Source organism: Terrabacter sp. Root181 (genome assembly GCF_001428505.1).
Classification (GTDB): Bacteria; Actinomycetota; Actinomycetes; order Actinomycetales; family Dermatophilaceae; genus Terrabacter.
Genome location: NZ_LMHU01000001.1, coordinates 1,487,967 through 1,509,973, shown reverse-complemented (window position 1 = coordinate 1,509,973; position 22,007 = coordinate 1,487,967). Strand labels below are relative to the sequence as shown.

General features: G+C 73.3%; 22 protein-coding genes. 10 read left to right on the top strand and 12 right to left on the bottom strand.

Annotation, left to right across the window (positions count from 1 at the left end; all coding sequences use genetic code 11):
• Window positions 1–8: 8 nt before the first annotated feature.
• Window positions 9–401 (bottom strand): DUF3499 domain-containing protein, encoded by a 393-nt coding sequence (locus tag ASD90_RS07050; RefSeq protein ID WP_056753286.1) that lies wholly within the window; start codon window positions 399–401, stop codon window positions 9–11.
• Window positions 402–628: 227 nt separating this feature from the next.
• Here ASD90_RS07050 and ASD90_RS07045 point away from each other — a divergent pair, with 227 nt between their 5' ends.
• A complete protein-coding gene (locus ASD90_RS07045) occupies window positions 629–964 on the top strand; it encodes a metallopeptidase family protein (protein WP_056753284.1) in 336 nt (111 codons plus the stop codon).
• Window positions 965–1,048: 84 nt separating this feature from the next.
• Here the strand turns inward: ASD90_RS07045 and ASD90_RS07040 are convergent, their stop codons facing one another.
• Genes ASD90_RS07040 through ASD90_RS07030 form a run of 3 tightly spaced genes read right to left on the bottom strand, consistent with a single transcriptional unit; the run spans window position 1,049 to window position 6,094 of the window.
• Entirely contained in the window at window positions 1,049–2,515 is a 1,467-nt protein-coding gene (locus tag ASD90_RS07040; RefSeq protein WP_056753282.1) for a DUF5719 family protein, read from the bottom strand.
• Window positions 2,512–5,790, bottom strand: coding sequence for a glycosyltransferase family 2 protein (locus ASD90_RS07035; RefSeq protein ID WP_235506413.1), 3,279 nt, complete (start codon window positions 5,788–5,790; stop codon window positions 2,512–2,514). The genes ASD90_RS07040 and ASD90_RS07035 overlap by 4 nt, the downstream gene beginning before the upstream one ends.
• A gap of 37 nt (window positions 5,791–5,827) precedes the next feature.
• The gene (locus ASD90_RS07030) at window positions 5,828–6,094 is read right to left on the bottom strand and encodes a WhiB family transcriptional regulator (protein ID WP_020143018.1); all 267 of its coding nucleotides are present in this window, start codon (window positions 6,092–6,094) and stop codon (window positions 5,828–5,830) included.
• A 244-nt stretch (window positions 6,095–6,338) separates the two neighbouring features.
• Between ASD90_RS07030 and cofD the strand changes: the two genes are divergently transcribed.
• Complete coding sequence (gene cofD, locus ASD90_RS07025; RefSeq protein WP_056753280.1) at window positions 6,339–7,343, top strand: 2-phospho-L-lactate transferase; 1,005 nt, start codon at window positions 6,339–6,341, stop codon at window positions 7,341–7,343.
• Window positions 7,340–8,398, top strand: coding sequence for a coenzyme F420-0:L-glutamate ligase (locus ASD90_RS07020; RefSeq protein ID WP_056753279.1), 1,059 nt, complete (start codon window positions 7,340–7,342; stop codon window positions 8,396–8,398). The genes cofD and ASD90_RS07020 overlap by 4 nt, the downstream gene beginning before the upstream one ends.
• A 31-nt stretch (window positions 8,399–8,429) precedes the next feature.
• Here the strand turns inward: ASD90_RS07020 and ASD90_RS07015 are convergent, their stop codons facing one another.
• Entirely contained in the window at window positions 8,430–9,401 is a 972-nt protein-coding gene (locus ASD90_RS07015) for a zinc-binding dehydrogenase (protein WP_056753278.1), read from the bottom strand.
• A gap of 52 nt (window positions 9,402–9,453) precedes the next feature.
• Here ASD90_RS07015 and ASD90_RS07010 point away from each other — a divergent pair, with 52 nt between their 5' ends.
• Genes ASD90_RS07010 through ASD90_RS07000 form a run of 3 tightly spaced genes read left to right on the top strand, consistent with a single transcriptional unit; the run spans window position 9,454 to window position 11,562 of the window.
• Window positions 9,454–10,212: a biotin transporter BioY gene (locus tag ASD90_RS07010; protein ID WP_056753276.1), complete on the top strand. Its 759-nt coding sequence runs from the start codon at window positions 9,454–9,456 to the stop codon at window positions 10,210–10,212.
• A 7-nt stretch (window positions 10,213–10,219) separates the two neighbouring features.
• Window positions 10,220–10,930, top strand: a complete 711-nt coding sequence (locus tag ASD90_RS07005; protein ID WP_056753272.1) for an energy-coupling factor ABC transporter ATP-binding protein — start codon at window positions 10,220–10,222, stop codon at window positions 10,928–10,930.
• Window positions 10,927–11,562 (top strand): energy-coupling factor transporter transmembrane protein EcfT, encoded by a 636-nt coding sequence (locus ASD90_RS07000; protein WP_082588523.1) that lies wholly within the window; start codon window positions 10,927–10,929, stop codon window positions 11,560–11,562. Before ASD90_RS07005 ends, ASD90_RS07000 begins: the two co-directional genes overlap by 4 nt.
• A gap of 26 nt (window positions 11,563–11,588) precedes the next feature.
• Here the strand turns inward: ASD90_RS07000 and ASD90_RS06995 are convergent, their stop codons facing one another.
• The 3 genes from ASD90_RS06995 to ASD90_RS06985 all read right to left on the bottom strand — a co-directional run bounded on the left by ASD90_RS06995 (window position 11,589) and on the right by ASD90_RS06985 (window position 15,518).
• The gene (locus ASD90_RS06995) at window positions 11,589–12,761 is read right to left on the bottom strand and encodes an NADP-dependent malic enzyme (protein WP_056753269.1); all 1,173 of its coding nucleotides are present in this window, start codon (window positions 12,759–12,761) and stop codon (window positions 11,589–11,591) included.
• Between the two features lie 172 nt (window positions 12,762–12,933).
• On the bottom strand, window positions 12,934–14,229 hold the full coding sequence (locus tag ASD90_RS06990; RefSeq protein ID WP_235506411.1) for an HD-GYP domain-containing protein: 1,296 nt from the start codon (window positions 14,227–14,229) through the stop codon (window positions 12,934–12,936).
• Complete coding sequence (locus ASD90_RS06985) at window positions 14,226–15,518, bottom strand: HD-GYP domain-containing protein (protein WP_235506410.1); 1,293 nt, start codon at window positions 15,516–15,518, stop codon at window positions 14,226–14,228. Before ASD90_RS06985 ends, ASD90_RS06990 begins: the two co-directional genes overlap by 4 nt.
• Before the next feature lie 464 nt (window positions 15,519–15,982).
• Here ASD90_RS06985 and ASD90_RS24680 point away from each other — a divergent pair, with 464 nt between their 5' ends.
• Window positions 15,983–16,057, top strand: a complete 75-nt coding sequence (locus ASD90_RS24680; protein WP_369791897.1) for a 50S ribosomal protein bL37 — start codon at window positions 15,983–15,985, stop codon at window positions 16,055–16,057.
• A gap of 92 nt (window positions 16,058–16,149) precedes the next feature.
• Here the strand turns inward: ASD90_RS24680 and rsrA are convergent, their stop codons facing one another.
• The 4 genes from rsrA to ASD90_RS06965 form a co-directional block, all read right to left on the bottom strand.
• Window positions 16,150–16,449: a mycothiol system anti-sigma-R factor gene (gene rsrA / locus ASD90_RS06980; protein ID WP_056753262.1), complete on the bottom strand. Its 300-nt coding sequence runs from the start codon at window positions 16,447–16,449 to the stop codon at window positions 16,150–16,152.
• Window positions 16,446–17,240 (bottom strand): sigma-70 family RNA polymerase sigma factor, encoded by a 795-nt coding sequence (locus ASD90_RS06975; RefSeq protein WP_235506409.1) that lies wholly within the window; start codon window positions 17,238–17,240, stop codon window positions 16,446–16,448. Before ASD90_RS06975 ends, rsrA begins: the two co-directional genes overlap by 4 nt.
• Window positions 17,241–17,353: 113 nt before the next feature.
• The gene (locus ASD90_RS06970; protein ID WP_056753257.1) at window positions 17,354–17,995 is read right to left on the bottom strand and encodes an alpha/beta family hydrolase; all 642 of its coding nucleotides are present in this window, start codon (window positions 17,993–17,995) and stop codon (window positions 17,354–17,356) included.
• Window positions 17,992–18,843 carry an SOS response-associated peptidase gene (locus ASD90_RS06965; RefSeq protein WP_056753254.1) on the bottom strand — a complete coding sequence of 284 codons (852 nt, stop codon included), beginning with the start codon at window positions 18,841–18,843 and terminating at the stop codon, window positions 17,992–17,994. The genes ASD90_RS06970 and ASD90_RS06965 overlap by 4 nt, the downstream gene beginning before the upstream one ends.
• A gap of 194 nt (window positions 18,844–19,037) precedes the next feature.
• Between ASD90_RS06965 and ASD90_RS06960 the strand changes: the two genes are divergently transcribed.
• From ASD90_RS06960 to rsgA, 3 genes are read left to right on the top strand one after another with little or no spacing between them, the layout of a single operon-like run.
• Window positions 19,038–19,568 (top strand): DoxX family protein, encoded by a 531-nt coding sequence (locus ASD90_RS06960; protein WP_056753251.1) that lies wholly within the window; start codon window positions 19,038–19,040, stop codon window positions 19,566–19,568.
• Between the two features lies 1 nt (window position 19,569).
• A complete protein-coding gene (gene aroA, locus ASD90_RS06955) occupies window positions 19,570–20,964 on the top strand; it encodes a 3-phosphoshikimate 1-carboxyvinyltransferase (protein ID WP_082588522.1) in 1,395 nt (464 codons plus the stop codon).
• Window positions 20,961–22,004, top strand: a complete 1,044-nt coding sequence (gene rsgA / locus ASD90_RS06950; RefSeq protein WP_056753250.1) for a ribosome small subunit-dependent GTPase A — start codon at window positions 20,961–20,963, stop codon at window positions 22,002–22,004. Before aroA ends, rsgA begins: the two co-directional genes overlap by 4 nt.
• The last annotated feature ends 3 nt before the right edge of the window (window positions 22,005–22,007 follow it).

Here is a 22,007-nt window from a genome sequence, read left to right as displayed (position 1 = left end):
CCTAGTGGTCAGGAGTCCTTGAGGATGCGCAGGTGTCCGCGGCGGCCGGACTCGACGGCGCCGGAGTCCGCCTCCGCGTCGGCCTGGCCCCGAGAGGTCGTGCGGGCCTCCCCCGGGCGGCTCGTGCGCGGCCGGCCGGCCTCGCGCACGGCGTCGGCCAGCGCCAGGAGGTCGTCGGCGGCCAGGGCCGGCTCGGGGAAGTCGCCGCCCACGCGCACGACCTCCCAGCCACGGGGAGCCGTCATGCGCTCGGCGTGCTCGCGGCACAGGTCGTAGGTGTGCGGCTCGGCGTACGTCGCGAGCGGACCCACCACGACCGCGCGGTCCGCGTAGGCGTAGGTCAGGGTCGCGACGGCGGGACGGGCGCATCCCGTCTTCGAGCACCCACGTGTCAGACCCACGATCCGGGACTCTAGTCCGCCCTCCGGAAGAGGACGAATCACCACGCCGTCGGATCACGAGATCACCGAGGGCGTATGCCGTCGGGTGGCGTCACGCGTCCCGGCGCCGGTCGATCTAGAGTGGGCTCGTGGACACCGCCTCGCCCCGCACCCCCGGGCGTCGACGTCGGCGTGACCGGCACGGCCGCGGCCGACGTGGACCACTGGCCTGGCCGCCCGTGCCCGCCATGACCTCGCGCCGGGACGAGTTCGACGACTTCGTCCTCGACGCCGCGGCCCGACTCGAGGCGACGTGCGGGCGTGCCTTTCCCGCAGTGGAGTTCGCCGTCGAGGACGTGCCTCGCGGACCCGCCCCGTGGGACCACCGCGAGGTGCCGCTCGGCCGCCTCTACCCCGCGACGAGCGCGCGTACGGCGCGGATCGTCGTCTACCGCCGCCCCGTCGAGACGCGGGTCACCGACCGTCGTGACGTCGCGGCGCTCGTCGCCGACATCGTGACGGAGCAGGTCGCCGGCCTGCTCGGGGTGTCGCCGGAGGAGCTCGACCCCGGCTTCGGGGAGTGACGGACCGCTGGTGCCCCACCGGTCCGTCACCGGGCCTCCCTCGCACATCGCCGTGACGCCCCGTCACCGTGGCCCCCGTCCGCGCTAGTTGCGCACCTGACGCACCGGCACCGACAGGGCCCGCACCGGCGCGTCGCTGAGCGAGGCGACCGAGAAGAACGGCACTCCCCTGTCGACGCCTGACACGGAGACGACGCCGCGCAGGAGGCCCTTCGTCGGCACGACCCACACGCCGTCGGCGTCCTTCGCGTCGACCGCCACGGTCGTCTCGGCCGGCACGTCCACCGTGGACACCTGCGCGCCGTCACCGGTGCCGAGGCGCACCTGTGCCGTGGCGGGAGACGAGCCCGCCGTCAGGAGAAGGCGTTTCGTCGTGCCGTCGAGCCCGGGGAGCTGGACTCCGGCGACGCCCCGAAGAGGTGGCGTCGCGGGCGTCCAGGCGAAGTCACCCATCTGGTCGCCGGTGGTCGACCGTCGCTCGGTCCACGCCGCCGCCACGAGCGGATGGTCGGACCGGACACCCAGGCCCATGGTGGCCGTGTTGGACGGGACGCCCACGTCGAGCGTCGAGCCGGCCGGGACGCGGACGGCCCTGAGGCCCTCGGGCTGGACCGCACCCTTGTCGGTGAGCAGGCGCACCTGGGCCAGGGCCTCGGTGTCGCCGGGGTTGGCGAGGCGCAGCCAGATCCCGCCGCCGGTCTCGACGCCGGGCACGACGAGGTCGGTGCTCGGTGACGCAGCCCGGGTCGAGTCGTCGATGCCGCGGCCGGTCGCCCCGAGGATCCACTGCTCGACGAGCACGGCCGACACGACCCCGCCGGTGGCAGTGACGTGGACGACCGGCCCGGCCTCGTCGGGGGCGACGGCGTCGAGCGACACGACCTCGCGCGACAGCGGCGGGATCGAGATGCTGCGTTCGCCGGCCGCGTCGACGGGGCCTCCGCGCCCGAAGGCCTCGAGCGAGACCGACACGGCGTTGGCGCCGGGGTTGTTCACGATGATGCGCTCGGTGCGAGAGGGTCCTCCACCGCCGCCGACGAGCCAGACGTCGGACGACGGAAGCTGGCACGGTGTCACGGCGAGGCCGCGGTCGTCGTCGCCGCTGTGGCGCCACACCTGCGTGGCCACGAGCCCGGGGGCGAAGGCGCCCCTGGCCTTCGCGATGACGACCTCGGGGGCCGAGACACCGGCCGAGGCCACCTCTCCCCGGTCGGACGTCTGGGCCAGTCCGGTGGACGACGGGCCGGCGAGCAGCTGCACCGTGCCGGAGCCGCCGACCGGCGCCCCAGCGACGACGCCCTGGTCGGGGGTCGCGGCGGCGACCGTGACGGTGCCCGTGACGTCACGCAGCCCGGTGGCGCCGAGCCGCTGCTGTCCCGGGCACACGAGAGAGGCCTCGTCGAGCAGGACGTTGGACGACTCGGGCAGGCCCGCCTGCTGACCCGGGGTCGCCAGCTGCAGCGAGCCGCTGACGCGGGTGGCGCCGAGCGCGAGGCCCGCGGCCACGAGCGCCACCGACCCCGCCCTGACCATGCCGGACACGTTGGTCATGTGCGCCTCCTCGAGCGTCGGTTGCCGAAGGGCACGGCCATGAAGACCACGAATCCGAGCAGCAGACCCTGCCCGAGGCGCCACCACGGCTGTGCCGCAGCGAGATCGATCTCGAGGTCCCCCGAGGTGGCGGGCACGGCATACGTCGGCTGGGCTGCGCCGGCCACGGGCGGCAGCTCTCGTCCGTCGAAGGTCACCAGCGCCTGCTGCGACCACTCGGCGGGCTCGGCGAGGACGACGAACCGGGCTGCGGAGCCGGCGGTGGCGGCAGGCAACGTCGTGCTCACCGCGGCGTGCGGCCCCGAGGTCGGCACGACCCGCAGCAGCGCACCGTCGCCGTCGACGAGGCGGGCTCGCGATGGCGCGGTCGCCGGGGCCCCGCCGTCGGCGGCCGGCAGCGGCTGGACCTTCCAGAGGATGCCGCGCTCGCTCGTGCCGAGACGGCTCAGCCCCTCGGAGGAGTCGAGCCGACGGGCGAGGGCGGAGTCGGCCGTCGCGCGCACCTGGACGAAGCCGACGCCCAGGCGGGCGAGTGCGGTCGAGTCGAGGGAGTCAGCCCCACGACCGCCGACGAGGTTGGCCACCGCGTCGACGAGCGGGGCGTCGTCGGCGTCGGGGGTGCGGTCGAGGTCGCGCAGCACCTCTCCCGGCTCCTGTCCGGCCAGCACGAAGTCGACGACGTCGTCGGACGGGCGCAGGAGCAGCAGACGGTTGCCGAGCGGGCCGCTCCCCTGCTCGAGCGCGACGGCGGGCAGGGTGGCCTGTCCGACCGAGAGCGTGCGACCGATGCCCTGGAACCCCCAGGCGGCGGCGCCGGCCAGGACGGGGACGACCGCCAGCGTCGCGGCGGCGACGGCGGCCGCGAAACCCCAACGGCGGCCGGGTCGGCGCAGCGAGGCGAGCACGGGCCTGCTGCCCGCCAGCACGCCCACGAGCAGGCCGGCCAGCCAGAGCTGGATGCCGACGCCGGCCCAGAGGTGGGCCGCCGCGGACCGTCCGACGCCGGTCTCGGCCGAGCCGAGCACGACCCGCTCCGACACGAGGGCGCAGGCGAGCCCGACCAGCGCGAGGAGCCCGCCGGCCAGCAGTCCGACCGACTCGGCACGGCTGCGTCCGCGGGTCGCGAAGCCGACGATCCCGAGGAGGACGAGCGGGGCCCACAACCACATGGCCCAGGTCGTGGCGCCCGGCTCGCCGAGGACGTGCGCGAGCACGCCCCACGGGCCGCGGGCCTCGGAGGTGGTGACGAGACCGGGGCCCGACAGGAGCAGGCGCGGGTCCTCGACGAAGCGGGCCACCCACGGCCCGAGGAGCGCGGTGGGCACGACGAGCAGGACGAGCGCCCGGGCACGACGCAGGCCGGGGCCGAGCACGAGGAGGAGCAGGGCAGCCACGACCGAGAGCGCGAGCAGTGGCGGGGCGAAGGCCCCGAGCACGGCGGTCGCGAGCGCCGTCGCGAACGTCGCCGTGAACGTGCCGTCACGACGCGCCGCGAGGCAGTAGCCGGCGAGGACGAAAGGCAGGAGCACGTGCACGACGGCGACGCCCACCCGGCCCTGCGAGATGCCGGTCGCGGCGACGCCGGCCGTCCCCCACGCGAGGGCGGCCAGAGCCCGAGCCGGCCGCGACGAGGTGACGACGCGTCCGGCGAGGTAGGCGGACCACGTCGCGAGCACGGGGGTGAGGAAGAGCAGCCACGCGAGCGTCACGCCCGCACTCGAACGGCTCTCGGCGACGCCGGGGACCCGCTCGGCGAGCCAGGTGAGGGCCGAGAGGACGGCGAGATGGGGTCCGGACTCGGCGCCGGTGCCGAGGCCCGCGCCGTGCCAGGCGTCGCGGAAGGCGTGCCAGAGGCCGGACGCGTCGGTGGTCAGGGGCCGCAGCTCGCCACCGGCCACACCGGCGTTCGTCGGCGACAGGGCGCCGGCGCGGATCGCGTCGCGCCAGGCCACCGTGGTCGCGACGAGCACGGCGAAGACGGCGAGGAAGCCGGGGTGGGTGACGATGCGACGCGGCAGCGAGGCGGGGAGGTGGTCGAGGGACTCGGAGTCTTCGGCGACGGGACCGGTCTCGGTGGTGACCGCCGCCTCGCGGCGGGCGCGGGTGCGCTCGGGCGTGATGGCGTCCTGGATGTGGTCGATGGTCGTGCGGGCGGCCACCGCAGGGGCGACGAAGAGCGTGCCGAGGTGGTCGCGACGCAGTCGTTTGGTCCGACGTCCGCGCCAGCGGGCGCCGAGGGTCGCGACGGGGTGCAGCAGCGCGCCGACGTCGGTGAGCTCGCGCCAGGCCTGCCTGGGGCGCTTGGCCACGAGCAGGGTCAGTGACGACACGACGGCCGACAGGGCCATCCAGACGGCGAGGAAGGGCGCGGCCAGCGGCGAGCACCGGGCCAGCGTGACCTGCCGGGCCGCCCGGCGGCCGCGGCGTTCGAGCTCGCGCGGCCGGGCGACACCGGGTCGCTCGCCGTCGATGCCCGCGGAGGCGTCGCGCACGACCGCTCCGGGCACGACGATCACGCGGTGGCCGGCGAGCTGCGCCCGCCAGCCGAAGTCGAGATCGGCTCCGTGCTCGACGAACGCGGTGTCGAAACCGCCGATGTCGTCGTAGGCGGAGCGTCGCACGAGCATGCCGCTCGTGCTCACCGCGAGGACGTCCGCGCGGTGGTCGTACTGGCCCTGGTCGGCCTCCCCGCGGACGGGCGAGGCGAGCCGGCGGCCCGTGCGGGTGATCTGGATGCCCATCTCGACGAGCCGTCGCGGGTCGTCCCAGTCGACGATCTTGGGGCCGGCCACCCCGACGGACTTCGACCGGAGCCCGGCCTGGAGCAGCTGGGCCAGCGCGTTGCCGCGCGGCACGGTGTCGTCGTGGAGCACCCACACCCAGCTCGTCGAGGCATCGGCACCGACGGGGAGCGCGGCGATGCCGGCGTCGATGGCGCGACCGATCGGGACGCGCCCGTCGAGTCGGACGATCTCGACGGACGGGATGGCCCGTCGCACTCCGGAGTGGGCGCGCGCGATGGCGTTCGACGTGTCGCTGCTCGCGACGTCGACGATGACGAGCCGCGCTGGCGGCAGTGTCTGGGCGGCCAAGCCGTCGAGACACTGCGCCAGCCACGCAGCTCCGTTGTGCACGACGACGATCGCGTCGACCGTTCCGTTCGGTCGCTGCCCGGTGGAGGGAGGGGCGGACAACGACACGGACGACGCACTCCCCGCGCCAGCGGGGGTGCTCAGGTCTTCGGCGAGCTCGTCGGGCACAGCGGCTACCTGCACCCGGACACCTGCGAGGTGCCGGGGTGGAACCTCACGATCAGACCGCGCGCTTCTTCAGCTTGCGGCGCTCTCGCTCGGACAGTCCGCCCCAGATGCCGAATCTCTCGTCATTGGACAGGGCGTACTCGAGGCACTCGGACCGCACCTCGCAACCCACGCAGACCTTCTTGGCCTCGCGCGTGGAGCCGCCCTTCTCGGGGAAGAACGCCTCCGGGTCGGTCTGGGCGCAGAGCGAACGCTCCTGCCAGGAGAGCTCACCCTCCTGCTCGCCCGTGTCCGACCAAACCACCATCAACTCGTGCATGACCCCTCCTCGACCCTGACTGCACTTTGTGTCAGCACTGTCGCACCGAGCGGCACCGTTCTCCGGAGGTTCTGGACAAATACGTCCATTCATCCCAGTGATCCAACCCCGACCGAATACAACAATGAAATTACATGCGTGTCATATGCCCCACGTCAAGCCCGTTGGTGATATTCGCAGGTTCGAAATGCCGGGGCCGACCCCGAACGACGTGACGGGGACAGCCTGCTGAGAGGATCGGCGCATGCGCATCACCGCCCTGGCCGGAGGAGTCGGCGGCGCCCGGTTCCTCCGGGGCCTGCTCCACCACGCCCGACTGACCTACCCGCTGGTCCCCGATTCCGATCCCACGGATCCGCTCGAGCTCACCGTCATCGGCAACACCGGCGACGACATCACGCTCTTCGGGCTGCGCGTGTGCCCGGACATCGACACGCTGCTCTACACGCTCGGCGGCGGCATCCACGAGGGCCAGGGCTGGGGACGCGCCGACGAGTCGCACCACCTCGCCGCGGAGCTCGCCGCCCTCGGCGCCGAGCCGCAGTGGTTCACGCTCGGCGACAAGGACTTCGGCACCCACGTCTACCGCTCACAGTTGCTCGGCCAGGGTATGCCGCTGAGCGCGGTCGTCGACCGCCTCTCCGCCCGCTGGGGGCTCGGTGAGCTCGGGGTCCGCCTCCTGCCGATGACCGACACCCCGGTGGAGACCCACGTCGTCGTCGAGCAGGACGGCGAGCAGCGCGCGATCCACTTCCAGGAGTGGTGGGTGCGCCACCGCGCCGAGCTGGCGGCCGACCGCTTCGTCGTGGCCGGTCTCGACCGCGCCACGCCGGCGCCGGGCGTCCTCGACGCGATCCGCGAGGCCGACGTCGTCATCCTGCCGCCGAGCAACCCCGTCGTCTCGATCGGCATCATCCTCGGGGTCCCGGGGGTCCGCGACGCCCTGCGCGGTACCCGGGCGCCCGTCGTCGGGGTCTCCCCGCTCGTCGGGGGCCGTCCCGTGCGCGGCCACGCCGACGTGTGCCTGCGCACCATCGGCGTCGAGGAGTCGAGCGCCGGCGTCGCCGGGCTCTACGCGGACTTCCTCGACGGCTGGCTCGTCGACGAGGACGACCCCATGCCGGAGCGCCGCGGCCTCGAGGTCGTGCGCCGCCCGCTGCTCATGAGCTCGGTCGAGGCGGCCGCCGACATGGCCGGCGCCGCGCTCGACCTCGGCCTGCGGCTGCGCGCCGAGCGGGCACCGGCGTGACCGCACCGATCACGATCACCCCGCTCACGGGCATACCCGAGGTGTGCGAGGGGGACGACCTCGCCGACGTGCTGCAGGTCGGACTCGACCACGCGGGCGTGCGCCTGCTCGACGGCGACGTCGTCGTCGTCTCGAGCAAGATCGCGAGCAAGGCGCTCGGCCTCGTGACGCACGACCCCGACAAGGACCGCGTCGTGCGTGGCGAGACCGAGTACGTCGTCGCCGAGCGCTCCGTCGGCGACCGCGTGACGCAGATCGTCCGCGCGAAGGCCGGCCCGATCATGGCCGCGGCCGGCGTCGACGGCTCCAACACCGGGGCCCGCGGTGGCTGGCTGCTCCTCCCCCACGACCCCGACGGCGTCTGCGAGCAGGTCCACGACGCCCTCGTCGAGCGGCACGGGGTCCGGGTCGGCGTCGTGCTAAGCGACACGGCCGGGCGCGCCTGGCGCGTCGGCCAGGTCGACTTCGCGCTCGGGGCCCACGGCCTACGTGTCCTCGACGACCTGCGTGGCGGCAGCGACGCCGACGGCAAGCCGCTCGAGGTGACGACCCGCGCCGTCGCCGACGAGATCGCGGCAGCGGCCGACCTCGCCAAGGGCAAGGTGTCCGCCGTCCCCGCCGCGGTCCTGCGCGGCCTGTCCGGGATCCTCGTCGACGAGCCCCTCGAGTCCCATCCGCGAGGGCGCGACCTCGTGCGGACCGGGCCCGGCGACTGGTTCGGCTACGGCCGGGTCGAGGCCGTACGCGCCGCGCTGGGGATCGAGCCGGGCACCCCCGCGGCCGTGGCGGTCGGCGTGGCCCCCGCGGGCGCAGACACCCGCCTCGAGGCGGTCTCGCGCGCGGTCCGCGCGGCGATGCACGGCGTCGAGTCGGGCACCGCCGACGTCGGGCGTCTCTCCGTCACTCTCGGGGCCGACAGCCCCTACGAGCTCGGGCAGCTCGTCACCCGGCTGCGCGCCGCGCTGTGGTGCGAGTGGCTGGTCGCCGACGTCGCACCCCCGTCACCCGACGGGCTCTCGGTGGTCGTCCACGTCTCGGGCACGCACCCGGCCTGAGCCGTCGGGACGGCCCCCGGCGCCTGGTGCCTCAGCCGACCGTGAAGACGACCTTGCCGAAGACGTCGCCGTCGACCATCCGGGCGAAGCCGTCGCGCGCCTCGGCGAGCGGCAGGACCGAGTCGACCACCGGCTCGATGCCGCGCTGCTCGACGAGGCGGGCCAGCTGGGCGAGCTCCTCGCGGGTGCCCATCGTCGAGCCGACGACGCGCAGCTGCTTGAAGAAGATCTTCGTCAGCTCGGCCTTGGCGGGGGCGTCGCCCGACGTCGCACCGGAGATGACGACCGTGCCTCCGGGACGGAGGGAGTTGACCGAGTGCGACCACGTGGCGGCGCCGACCGTCTCCATGACCGCGTCGACGCGGTCGGGCAGGCGCTCGCCCGAGGCGAAGACGCGGTCTGCCCCGATCTCCAGGGCCCGCCGGCCACGGGCCTCGTCGCGCGACGTGGCCCACATCCGGTAGCCCGCGGCCGAGCCGAGCTGGATGAGCGCGGTGGCGACGCCGCCGCCGGCGCCCTGCACGAGCACCGTGCCGCCCGGCTGCACGCCGGAGTTGGTGAAGAGCATGCGGTAGGCCGTGAGCCACGCCGTCGAGAGGCACGCGGCCGTCTCCCACGCCATCGACTCGGGCTTGGGCACGACGTTGCCGGCCGGCACGAGCACCTTCTCGGCGAGCGTCCCGTCGTGCAGCTCGGACAGGAGTGTGCGCCGCGGGTCGAGGGTCTCGTCCCCGCGCCACCCCTCCGACGGGATGACGGCGTGGACGATGACCTCGTTGCCGTCGGGGTCGACGCCGGCACCGTCGCAGCCGAGGACCATGGGCAGCCGGTCCGGCGCGAGACCCACCCCGCGCAGGGACCACACGTCGTGGTGGTTGAGCGCGGCGGCGCGCAGGTCGACGACGGTCCAGCCGGGCCTGACCTCCGGGTCGGGACGCTCCCCGACGACGAGGCCGGAGAGCGGGTCGGAGGCGGACTGACCGGCGGCGTAGGCAGCGAGCATTCCAGCACCATAGTGACCGGAGGTCGAGCGGCGCCCCGGTAGGGTCCTGCCCGTGACCGACAACACCCCCGTGCGCCGCGAGCCCCAGGACGCGCTGACCGCGACGGCGACGGCAACGGCAACGGCGACGGCGACGGCAACGGCAACGGCAACGGCGACGCGAGAGCGCACCACCGCCACGGCGGCCGGCGAGAGGGACGCTGTCGCCGGTGTCGGACGCCGGGGCGTCGACGCGCAGTCGGTCGCCCTCGTCGCCGTCTTCACGGCGCTCCTCGTCGCGGCCGCGGTCGTGCCCGGCATCCCCGTCGGCGGGTTCGGCGTGCCGGTCACCCTCCAGACCCTCGCCGTGATGCTCACCGGGCTCGTGCTCGGACCGCTGCGCGGCGGGCTCGCCGTGCTGCTCTACCTGCTGCTGGGCTTCGTCGGGCTGCCGGTCTTCAGCCGCGGCCAGTCCGGACTGCAGGTGCTGAGCGGACCGACCGCCGGCTACCTCGTGTCGTTCCTCGTCGCGGCCGCGGTCGTCGGCATGGCGGCTCGGATCGTGGTCCGAGCCACCAGCCGGTCCCTCTGGGTCCCCCTGCTGCTCGTCGCCTCCTTCGCCACGACCGTGGCGGTCGTCCACGTCCTCGGCGTCGTGGGGCTCATGGTCAACCTCAGGCTGCCGCTGTCGGCCGCGATCAGCGCCGACCTGCCCTTCCTCCCGGGCGACCTGGCCAAGGACGTCGTGGCCGTCGTCGCAGCGGTCGCGGTGCACCGCGCCTTCCCGGACGTCCTCGCGCGCCCGCGCCGCCTGCGCCGCCCGCTCGCGTGACCCGTCCGTGACGGAGGTCCGCCTCGACGGCGCGACGGTCACGGTCCCCACCGACAACTCACCGGGGCACCGGACGCGCACCATCCTCGGGCCCGTCGACCTCGTCCTGACGCAGCCCAGGGTGACGGTCATCGGCGCCAACGGGTCGGGCAAGTCGACTCTGCTCAGGCTGCTCAACGGTCTCGTCACCCCGACGGCGGGCACGGTCACGGTCGACGGCCTCGACACCGTGCGCCACGGGGCGCGGGTGCGCCGCCGCGTGGCCTTCGCGTTCACCGACCCGATCTCGCAGCTCGTCATGCCGACCGGCCGTGAGGACGTCGAGCTGTCCCTGCGACGGCTGCACCGGTCACGGAGCGAGCGCAGGACCGCCGCCGAGCAGGTGCTCGACCGCTTCGGGCTGGCCCACCTCGCCGACCAGAGCGTCTACGACCTGTCGGGCGGCGAGCGCCAGCTCATGGCCCTCGCGGTCGTCCTCGCGACGGAGCCGGGGCTGCTCGTCCTCGACGAGCCGACGACCCTCCTCGACCGGCGCAACACCATCCGCCTCCGCGCCCTGCTCGACACGCTGCCCCAGTCCGTCGTCGTCGCGACCCACGACCTCGACCTAGCCCTCGCCGCAGACCGGTCGCTCGTCGTCGACGCCGGACGCGTCGTCTTCGACGGCGATCCGGCGACGGCGGTGCAGCACTACATGGCACTGGCCGACGCGCCGTGAACGGTCCGGGCCTGTTCACCGCCCACGTTCCCGGCACCTCGGTCGTGCACCAAATGCCCTTGTGGCTCAAGCTGGTCGGCGTTCTCGGTGTCGGCGTGATGCCCTGGGTCACGCAGTCCGTGTGGCCGCTGGCGCTGATGACGCTCGCGCTCGCAGGGGTCGTGCTGGCGGCGCGCCTTCCGGCCCGCCGCCTCGCGCGGTCGATGCGCGGCCTCCTGCCGGTGCTCGTCGTGCTGCTGGCCTTCCAGTGGTGGTCCCACGACCTCGCGTATGCCGTCCGGGTCGTCCTCGGCATCGTCAACGCCTTCGTCGCGGCCGGCATCCTCACGGCGACGACTCCGGTGACCGACCTGCTCGACGGCGTGGTGCGGGCGGCCCGGCCGCTGCGTCGCCTCGTCGACCCCGAGGTCGTGGCGCTCACCCTCGGCGTCGTCGTGCGCTCCGTGCCCTGGGTCGCCGGGTCGTTCTCCAGCGTCCGCGAGTCGGCGCGCGCCCGAGGGCTCGACCGGGACCCACGAGCCGTCGTGGTGCCGACCGTCGTGCACGTCGTCGCCTTCGCCCGCTCGACCGGTGAGGCGCTGGCGGCCCGAGGACTCACCGACCCTGCGGACGACGACGCTCCCGGCGCCTGAGGCACCGCGAGCGTCGACCGGTCGGACTAGCGCACTCCCCCGAGGGCCCGGGCGGAAACGGCGTCGGCGACGGCGGGCGCCACGCGATCGTCGAACACGCTCGGCACGATCCGGTCGGCCGTGGGCGCGTCGACGAGTCCGGCGATGGCGTGCGCCGCTGCCAGCTTCATCTCCTCGGTGATCCGACGAGCCCCGGAGTCGAGCGCGCCGCGGAAGATCCCCGGGAAGGCGAGCACGTTGTTGATCTGGTTCGGGAAGTCGGAGCGGCCGGTCGCGACCACCTCGGCGAACCGTGCGGCCACGACAGGGTGCACCTCCGGGTCGGGGTTGGCGAGCGCGAAGATGATCGCGCGTGGCGCCATCCTCATGAGGTCGCGCTCGGCGACCGTGCCCCCGGAGACGCCGATGAGGACGTCGGCCCCCGTGAGCGCGTCACCGATGTCGCCGGTCACGCCGCGCCGGTTGGTCACGTCCCGGAGCTGCTGCTTGTGGGAGACGAGGTCGTCGCGGTCGGGCCCGAGCACGCCTCGGGAGTCGACGACGACGACGACGCCCACGCCGGCCGACACGAGGATGCGGCTCACGGCCACACCCGCGGCACCCGCTCCCGAGACGACGACGGTGAGGTCGTCGAGGTCCTTGTCGACGACCCGGACCGCGTTGAGCAGCGCGGCCAGGGCCACGATGGCCGTGCCGTGCTGATCGTCGTGGAAGACGGGGATGTCGAGACGGGCCTGGAGGCGTCGCTCGATCTCGAAGCACCGCGGCGCCGAGATGTCCTCGAGGTTGATGCCGCCGTAGGTCGGGGCGATCCGCGCGACCGCGTCCACGATCTCCTCGACGGTGCCCGTCTCCATGCACACCGGGACCGCGTCGACGTCGGCGAAGTGCTTGAAGAGCACCGCCTTGCCTTCCATGACGGGCATCGCGGCCAGGGGTCCGACGTCCCCGAGCCCGAGGACCGCCGTGCCGTCGCTGACGACGGCGACGGTGTTGCGTCGGCTCGTGTAGACCGCGGCGAGCGTGGGGTCGGCTGCGATGGCGCGCGAGACCTGCGCGACACCCGGCGTGTAGAGGAGGGAGAGGTCGGCCGCGTCGCGCAGGTCCGACGTGGCGTGTACCCCGAGCTTCCCGCCCACGTGGACCCGGAAGACCGGGTCGCTGGGGTCGAAGAGCTGGCTGGTGGGCAACGCACTCATGCTGGAACACCTCGTTCGCATGGAGACGAAGAGGGCAGGCGCCCTCACTGGTGGACAGTGCCGGGGGTCTGGCCTGCGGGTTTCGTTCTCGCGACGGGGGTTGCCCGAAGTCGTCATCATGGCACGACGGCACCGACCGGCCCAAGGCCCCCGGTCGGGTGTGACGGCTCTCTCAGGCTCCGGCGGGCGCGGCGTCGAGCGACTTGAGGAGCGCGTCGACGACGCGGGGGTCGTACTCGTAGCCGAGGCCGAGGTAGATCCGCTCGACGGCGGCCTCGCGGGCGCGGGCGCTGCGGGCTCCCGCCGTGAGGTCCTCGTAGGCGTTGACGACCTTGACGATGCGGCTCGACAGTGGGATCTCCTCGCCCAGCTCGCGCACCTGACGGTAGGGCGTCGTCTGGTGCTCGAGGATCTGTGCGACCCCCTCGAAGACTCCGGTCTCGCGCACGATGGCGACCGTGTCGGCCTCGATGCGCCGCTGGTCGGCGGGCGCCGCGAGCACCGTGGCGCCACCGGGGATCGGCTCGACGAGGGCCACCTGTCCGATGTCGTGGAGCAGCGCGGCGTACTCGAGGTCGAGCAGCTCGCGCTCCGACAGCCCCAGCTCGCGCCCCACCTGCACCGACAGCGCGGCCACGCGCTCGGAGTGGCCGGACGGGGTGTAGCCGGCCGCGTCGGTGAGGCGTGAGAGCGTCCGGATGCTCTGGAGGTAGGTGGCGCGGATGCTGACGTAGCGACGGAAGGCGAAGAGCGTGAGGACGAGCGGGATGAGGAAGAGCGGCAGGGCCGCGATGCCGAGGGGTGGGGCGGCGAGCGCGATGAGGACACCCGTCACCGCGACCGCGATGGACAGCGCGAACGACGATCGGAACTCCTCGACGAACGTCCGACGGACGTTGGCTCGGGCCGACAGGCCGCGCACGACGGACGTGAAGAGCGCGTCGGTCACGAGGGCCAGCAGGCAGATCCCGAGGAGCAGGACTGCTTGCTCCCACGGTTCGGCCACCGCCTCGCGGAGCGGCGAACCCGGGCTCTGGCCCAGCACCGCCACCCGGTAGACGAGCGCCGCCACGACGATGGCCACGAAGCGCCCGCCCGCGTCGACGAGGCTCGTGTCGCGACGGGCCGCGACGCGCACCGTCGTCCCGAGCGCCATCGCCGTCGCCGTCACCGCGAGCGCGAACGGGGCGCCGTAGGGGACGTGCACCCGGCCCGGGAGCTCCGTGGTGAGGGCCAGTCCGAAGGCGGCTGCCATCGCGATGGGCGCCGCACCGCGGAAGCCGGGCGCCGAGATGTGGAACCACTCGCCGAGCACGATCGTGACGGCGAAGACCGCGACGACCCAGATCGTCCCGGAGTCGTGGAGGGAGGGGACGTCGCCGCTCCGGATCGCGACGAAGACCGAGGCGAGCAGGCCCAGGAGCCCGAAGACGGCGGCCACCGGCTCCCGGCGCAACGCGCCGTTCACGACGCCACCTCGGCCGGCGAGGACGCCGGCCATCCGTGCTTGTCCAGGGAGACGATGGCGGCCGAGACGACGTCGGGGTCGAAGCGACCCGCGTCGGACCGCAGTCGGCGGGCGACGTCGGCGACGGACAGCAGGGGTGCCGCATCGGGGGCGCGACCGGCGTCGTCGATCGCGGACGTGACGGCGACGATGCGCGCGGCGATGGGGATGTCATGGCCCGCGCGGCCGTCGGGTCGACCGCCTCCGTCGAAACGCTCGTGCTGGTGACGGATGCCCGACCTCGCGTCCTCGAGGAAGTCGATGCCCTCGATCATCCGGGCCCCGACGACGCAGTGGCCGTCGATGACGCGCCGCTCGGTGGGGCTCAGCGACGCCGGTGACCGGCGCAGCAGCCGTGTGGCGACACCCAGGTGACCGATCTCGTGCAGGGTCGCCGCGTAGCGCACCGTGCCGATCTGGCCGGGAGGGAGGCCGAGCTCCTCGGCGATCCACTCGGCGAGGACCGCGGCTCGCCGGCTCCGGTCCACGGCGGCCGGCTCCTTGGTCCCGAGGGCGGTGACGAGGGTGTCGATGGTCCGTTCGTGCGAGCGCAGCTCCTCGCCGTACTGGATGAAGGCCCACCTGGCCGCGAGCAGAGGAGCGAGGACCAGGAGCGCGCTGAACGGGCCGAGCCCGGCCGGGAACCAGAGGATGACGAAGAGCAGCCCGATGATCCCGTAGCCCACGAAGGCCACCCCGGACCCACTCAGCACCCGTCGGAGCTGGACGCCGAAGGGGATGCCCTGGTCGAAGTGGATGACACCGGACAGCAGGGCGGCGTTCAGCAGGCACGCCACCACGTCAGCGGCGAGGAGCGGCCACCCGAGGGCTCGGGCGAGCTCTGCCGTGCTCATGCCGACCGTCCCGCTCCCCTCGACGCCGCCGAGCATCGCGTAGACCAGGGCTCCGGCCGCCCCGACGATCCCGCTCATGGCGGCGTTGAACATCGTCGCGGTCCATCGTCGCTGTCGCCTGTCGATGAGCATCGAGACGCTGCCCACCAACCAGGCACCGAACGTGCCCACGATGGCGGCGGAGGCCAGCAGGATGATCGAGAGAAACGAGAAGCTGATGCGCAGTCCGACGTCGGGCTCGCGGATCTGGAAGCTCAGGATGCCCATGAGGCACAGCAGCAGGAGCGGTCCGAGCTCGGGTCGGGGCAGCAACAGCCAGGACGCCACACCGGTGGCGATCGACGTGATGACGACCAGGGCGAGGTACGCGGGCAACCACCGGGATCGACTGCTCACGATGGGGACCTTGCTCACATCGTTCACGGTAGTGCGAACGGCGCCACGGACGCAGTGCGTCCGCGGCGCCGCCGATAGTCCGTCGCTCAGCCGCCCCAGCCCCAGATGCTGCTGAGCGACATGATCGCCTGCGTGGCGAAGTCGTTGGACGCAAGTGCCGACAGGAGGGCGGCGTACATGGGGGGCTCCTTCATGTGTGGATGTTCCGGATGCGTGCGCCATGGAGGGGCGTTGCTGCGGCAGCACAGAACAACTGAGGTTTCCCTCGATGCTCAGGATGCCGTGCGCATGCGGGCGCACGGAATAAGATCCGACGTATACATGCCGGATCTATACGAAGATTTTAAGGTTTCCAGAGGATCCCTGCGACCAGATTGGGCGGCACACGCGCGATGTGGAAGAATCGTGGCTTCGTGTCCCGCACCGGGGCCCGAGACCACTGTACGACCCATTAGGAGCCGACGATGAGCAAGCGCGCCCGCAAGCGCCGCTCCCGCAAGGGCAACGCCGCCAACCACGGCCGCAAGCCCAACGCCTGAGCCGCAGACGTCAGAGGCCCGCACCCGAGCAGCTCGGGGCGGGCCTTCGTCGTGTCCGGCGGCCGACGGTCGTGGCGTCCGGGCCGGTGGCCTCAGCCGCGGTCGACCTGGATGACGGTCATCGAGATGCGCGACATGATCGTCAGTCGCAGGGCCTCGGGCGCCTGCTCGCACTCGCACGACCGCTTGATGAGCGACTTCAGCGTGGTGTCGAGGTCGTACTCCTTCAGGCAGGGGCCGCACTCGTCGAGGTGTGCCTGGATCTTGGCGCACTCGTCGGGTCCCAGCTCCCCGTCGAGGTACTCGTAGACCCGCAGCAACGCCTCGGAGCAGTCGGTACGCGTCATGGCGCTGTCCGATGCACCTGTTCCACCCGTCGTGTGGTCGTTCATGACCGGCTTCCTTCCGTGCCAGCGGCCATCCCCGCACCGATCCCGGCGCCATCGGTCGAGCCGGCAGCGGCGAAACCGCGGTCGGCGGCATACTCCGAGAGGAGGTCGCGCAGCTGGCGGCGACCGCGGTGCAGGCGGCTCATGACGGTGCCGATGGGCGTGTCCATGATCTCGGCGATCTCCTTGTAGGCGTAGCCCTCGACGTCGGCGAAGTAGACCGCGAGGCGGAACTCCTCGGGGATCGCCTGCAGCGCGCGCTTCACGTCGCTGTCGGGGAGGTGGTCGAGCGCCTCCGCCTCGGCGGAGCGCAGGCCGACCGAGGTGTGCGACTCGGCTCGCGCCAGCTGGTAGTCCTCGATCTCGGCCGAGTCGGACTCGAGCGGCTGGCGCTGCTTCTTGCGGTAGCTGTTGATGTAGGTGTTGGTGAGGATGCGGTACATCCACGCCTTGAGGTTGGTGCCCGGCTTGTACTGGTGGAAGGCCGCGTACGCCTTGGCGAACGTCTCCTGGACGAGGTCCTCCGCGTCGCTCGGGTTGCGGGTCGTGCGCAGGGCGGCGCTGTAGAGCTGGTCGAGCAGCGGCATCGCCTCGCGCTCGAAGCGCGCTCGACGCTCGTGCTCGCTCTCGCTCGCGACGTCGACGGTCGCGTCCGCGCGGGCGACGTCGTCGGGGTCGGGCGCCAGGCTCGGCGCGGGCGCCGCCGCGCTCGCCCGGCTCGTCGCGGTCGTGTCGGTGCTCGGGTCCGGGAGCCGCAGGGCGGCGCTCGGATCGGTCTTCTTGTCCTTTGCCATCGCCTCCCAGCCTAGACCGGTGGGCTGCGGCACCCGACCGCGCTCGACCGGCACGGTCGTCACGCTCTCGGGCTCACGGGTGGGGCAGGTGACCATGCTCCGTGCAACGACACCTAGCCGGGGAGCATTCCCGCGATCGACGTGAGGGCCTCGGTCAGGGCACTCCGCGCCACCTTGGGGAAGCTGTGCGCGCCGGGCACCTCGATGAGGGTCGCCCCCTCCGGCAGGTGCGGGCGCACCTCGTCCGGCGTGCCGAACGTGTCGTTGGTGCCCTGCACGACCCACGAGGGGTCGGGCGCGAGAGCGAGCTCGTGGGCGCGGAGCTTCTCGGGCTGGCCCGGCAGGTGGAGCGGGAAGCTGAGCAGGAGCCCCGCGTCGGCCTCGAGCGGCCCCGCCGTGCGGCACGCCACCCGCGCACCGGCACTGCGTCCCCCGACGACGAGCGGCCGCGGCAGGCGGCCGCGGCCCGTCACGAGCGCCTCGACGATCGGGACCCATGCGACGTCGAGGGAGGGCGGACGCCCGGCCACGCGGCGACCCGCGACGAGCCAGGGCTGCTCGACCAGCACGACAGCCCACCCCGCGCCGACGAGGACCTCTCGGGCGATGGCGAGGTCGATCGCGCCCAGCCCTCCTCCGGCCCCGTGGCCGAGGACGACGGTGCCGCGCGGGCGGGACGGCCGCTGGACGTGGGCGCGCCCCGGGCCGCCGGGGGTCTCGATCTCGCGGACCGTCTCGCGGATCGGGGCGCTCACGCGCCGACCACCTCACCGGTCATCGGGTCGACGACGCCCTCGAGCTCGGACGCGGGGACGGGCTCGACGAGGGCGGGCCCGTTGTTGCGCGTGGCGCCCACGGCGCGGCTCACCGGGTGCGCCTCGAAACGTCCGGGCTCGGAGAAGTCGAGGACGCTCTGCACGTAGGCAGGGTCCTTCTCGTCGGGGTCGAGCCAGTGCTCCCACTGGGTCGGCTCGAGGACGAGGGGCTGCCGGTCGTGGATGCGGTCCATGCCGGGGTCGGCCGCGGTCGTGATGATCGTGAAGGTCGTCAGCCAGGCCGCCGGGTCGCCGTCCGGCAGCTCGCGGTCGCGCCAGAACTCGTACAGCCCGGCAAAGGCGACAGGGGCCCCGTCGGCGCGGTGGATGAAGAAGGGCTGCTTGCGCGGCTTGCCCTTGGCATCGACGGCCGTCGGCGAGACCTGCCACTCGTACCAGCCGTCGGCCGGCACGATGCACCGGCGCGAGAGCGCCGCCTTGGCGAAGGCGCCCTTGCCGAGCACCGACTCGGCGCGGGCGTTGGTCATGCGCAGTCCCGTCGTGACGTCCTTCGACCAGGCGGGCACGAGGCCCCACGTGAGCATCCGGAGCTGTCGTGCCGGGACGACGGGCCCGTCGGGGTCGTCGGGGTCGTCGCCACGCGGCCGTCGGGTGAGGACGACCGGGGCCTGCTTGGACGGGGCCATGTTCCAGTCGGGCTCGCCCGCCGGCGGGCTCTGGGGGTTCTTGAGCACGCTGCGCGCGGGCTCGTCGGTGTGGTCCTCGTCGACGTCGAAGGCCTCGATGAGCTCGTCCGGCCGCGCGCTCGCGGCATACCTCCCGCACATGCGCCACAGCGTATGCCGGGTGGCCGACGACAGGGATCGCGACGGCCTACGTGTCCGTGGCGCTCACGACGACGCCGAGGACGGGCGTGGGCAGCACGTCCCGCGCCGCGGGTATGTCGATACCGTAGGTGCCCACAGGTCCACGATGGCCACGACGCGTTCCGGCGGGTCGCGGCCAGAGGAGGAAAAAACGCATGATCGTCCGTCGTCTCGCCCGTCCGCTGCTCGCATCCGTCTTCGTCGCAGCAGGTGTCGAGGCCCTCCGCCACCCGGCTGCGCGCACCGACCAGGCCGCCCACCTGCTCCAGAAGGTGCCCGGCCAGGTTCCGGGGGCCGAGGTCGCCGCGAAGGACCCCGACCTCTTCGTCCGGATCAACGGTGCCGCCCTCGTCGGCGGTGGCGTGCTGCTCGCGACCGGTCGTCTGCCGCGCCTCGCCTCGACGGTGCTCGCGGCGTCGATCGTGCCGACCACGGCCATCGAGCACGCGTTCTGGGAGGAGACCGACCCCACGCGCAAGGCGCAGAGTCGCAGCCTCTTCCTCAAGAACGTCGGCCTGCTCGGGGGCCTGCTCCTCGCGGCCGTCGACACCGAGGGCAAGCCCGGCCTGGCCTGGCGCGCCCAGCACGCCACGAAGACGACGCGCCGCGAGGCCCGTCACGCCCAGCGGGCCGCCAAGCGTGAGGCGCGCCTGCTCGCCCATCGAGCCCAGGACGTCGTGAGCTGAGTTGAGTCCCGCTGATCCATCGCCCCACCCGACGTCCGAGACGGACGGTGTCCCCGACGGGGGCACCCTGACCGCGGAGCCGGACTGGGCCGCACCGCTCGCACCCGGACCGCTCGACGCCACGGTCGTCCTGCCCGGCAGCAAGTCCCTGACCAACCGCTACCTCGTGCTCGCCGCGCTGGCGAGCGACCGTTCGCGGCTGCGGGCCCCGCTCCGCTCGCGCGACACGCTGCTCATGGCCGATGCGCTGCGCGCGCTGGGCGTACGCATCGACGACGTGGCGCCCGAGGGCGAGTCCGCGGCGGGCGCGGTCCCCGACTGGGTGGTGACACCGCCCGAGAAGCTGAGTGGTGACGTGACGGTCGACTGCGGCCTCGCCGGGACGGTGATGCGCTTCCTGCCCGCCGTGGCTGCACTCGCCGACGGGCCGGTCCGGCTCGACGGCGACCCGCAGGCGCGGGTGCGCCCGATGGCGCCGGTCACCGATGCGCTGCGCGCCCTCGGGGTCGACGTCGAGGACGACGAGGGACGCCTGCCGGTCACGGTCAACGGACGCACACGCGTGCCGGGCGGGTCGGTGACGATGGACGCGTCCGCCTCGTCGCAGTTCATCTCGGCACTCCTCCTCGCCGGCGCGCGCTACGACGAGGGCGTCACGGTGCACCACGACGGCAAGCCGGTGCCGAGCGAGCCGCACCTCCTCATGACGGTCGAGACGCTGCGCGACGCGGGAGCGATCGTCGACGACAGCGAGCCCAACACCTGGCGCGTCGAGCCGTCCGAGATCAACGCCCTCGACGTGTCCGTCGAGCCCGACCTGTCCAACGCCGGACCCTTCGTCGCGGCCGCGCTCGTCGTCGGTGGCACCGTGCGGGTACCCGGCTGGCCGCAGCACACGACCCAGGCCGGCGACCTCCTCCGCGAGATCCTCGACACGATGGGCGCCGACGTGCGCCTCGACCGCTCCGGGCTCACCGTCGTCGGCAGCGGCGAGCTCGTCGGCATCGACATCGACCTGCACGACGCGGCCGAGCTGACCCCCACCGTGGCGGCGCTCGCGGCGCTCGCGTCGACACCGACGTGGATCCGCGGCGTGGCCCACATCCGGGGTCACGAGACCGACCGTCTTGCGGCCCTCACCGCCGAGCTCGGCCGGGTCGGGTCCAGGGTCACCGAGACCGACGACGGGCTGCGCATCTCGCCGGCACCCTTGCACGGTGGGCGTTTCCGCAGCTACCACGACCACCGGATGGCCACCGCGGGCGCGATCATCGGCCTGCGCGTGCCGGGCGTGCACGTCGAGGACATCGGCACGACCCGCAAGACGCTCCCCGACTTCGTCGGGCTGTGGCAGGGCATGCTCGACGGCTCCGGCCCGGTGGTGCTCTCGCGATGAGCTGGCGGGACCTCGACGAGGGAGACATCCGGGTCCGTCCCAGCCGCAAGGGGTCCCGGCCTCGCACCAAGGAACGCCCGGCCCACGCCGATGCCGTCGTCGCCATGGTCATCGGCGTCGACCGTGGCCGCTACACGTGCCTCATCCCCAAGGGAGCCCTGGGCAAGAAGGAGCCGGAGCGCATCGTCACGGCCATGAAGGCCCGCGACATCGGCCGCACCCGCGTCGTCGTCGGTGACGACGTCGCGCTCGTCGGCGACCTCGCCGGCGGGCCGGACGCCCTGGCCCGCATCGTGCGCATCGAGGAGCGGCGGTCGGTGCTGCGCCGCACGGCCGACGACACCGACCCGTTCGAACGCATCATCGTCGCCAACGCCGACCAGCTCGTCATCGTCACGGCGCTGGCCGACCCCGAGCCACGGCCACGCATGGTCGACCGCTGTCTCGTCGCGGCCTACGACGCCGACCTCGAGCCCCTGCTCGCACTGACGAAGGCCGACCTCGTCGATCCGGCCCAGTTCCTGGCGAACTACACCCCGCTCGAGGTCGAGCACGTCGTCACCTCGTGGAAGGACGGCGACTTCTCCGGCCTCGACGACCTCCGCGCCAAGCTGTCCGGCAAGGTCTCCGTGCTCGTCGGCCACTCCGGCGTCGGCAAGAGCACCCTCGTCAACGGTCTCGTCCCCGGCGCGCTGCGCGCCACCGGCGTCGTCAACGACACGACGGGACGCGGGCGTCACACCTCGACGAATGCCGTGGCACTGCGCCTGCACGGAGCCGACGGCTCCGACGACGGCTGGGTCATCGACACGCCGGGCATCCGGTCGTTCGGGCTCGCCCACATCGACGTCGACCACATCATCGACCACTTCCCCGACCTCGCCGCGGGCACCGACGGCTGCCCCCGCGGCTGCACGCACGACGAGGAGGAGTGCGCGCTCGACGCGTGGGTCGCCGAGGGCCACGCCGGACCTGCCGGCGCGTCGCGGCTCGAGTCGCTGCGTCGCCTGCTCAGCAGCCGGAGCACCGAGGAGCACTGAGCC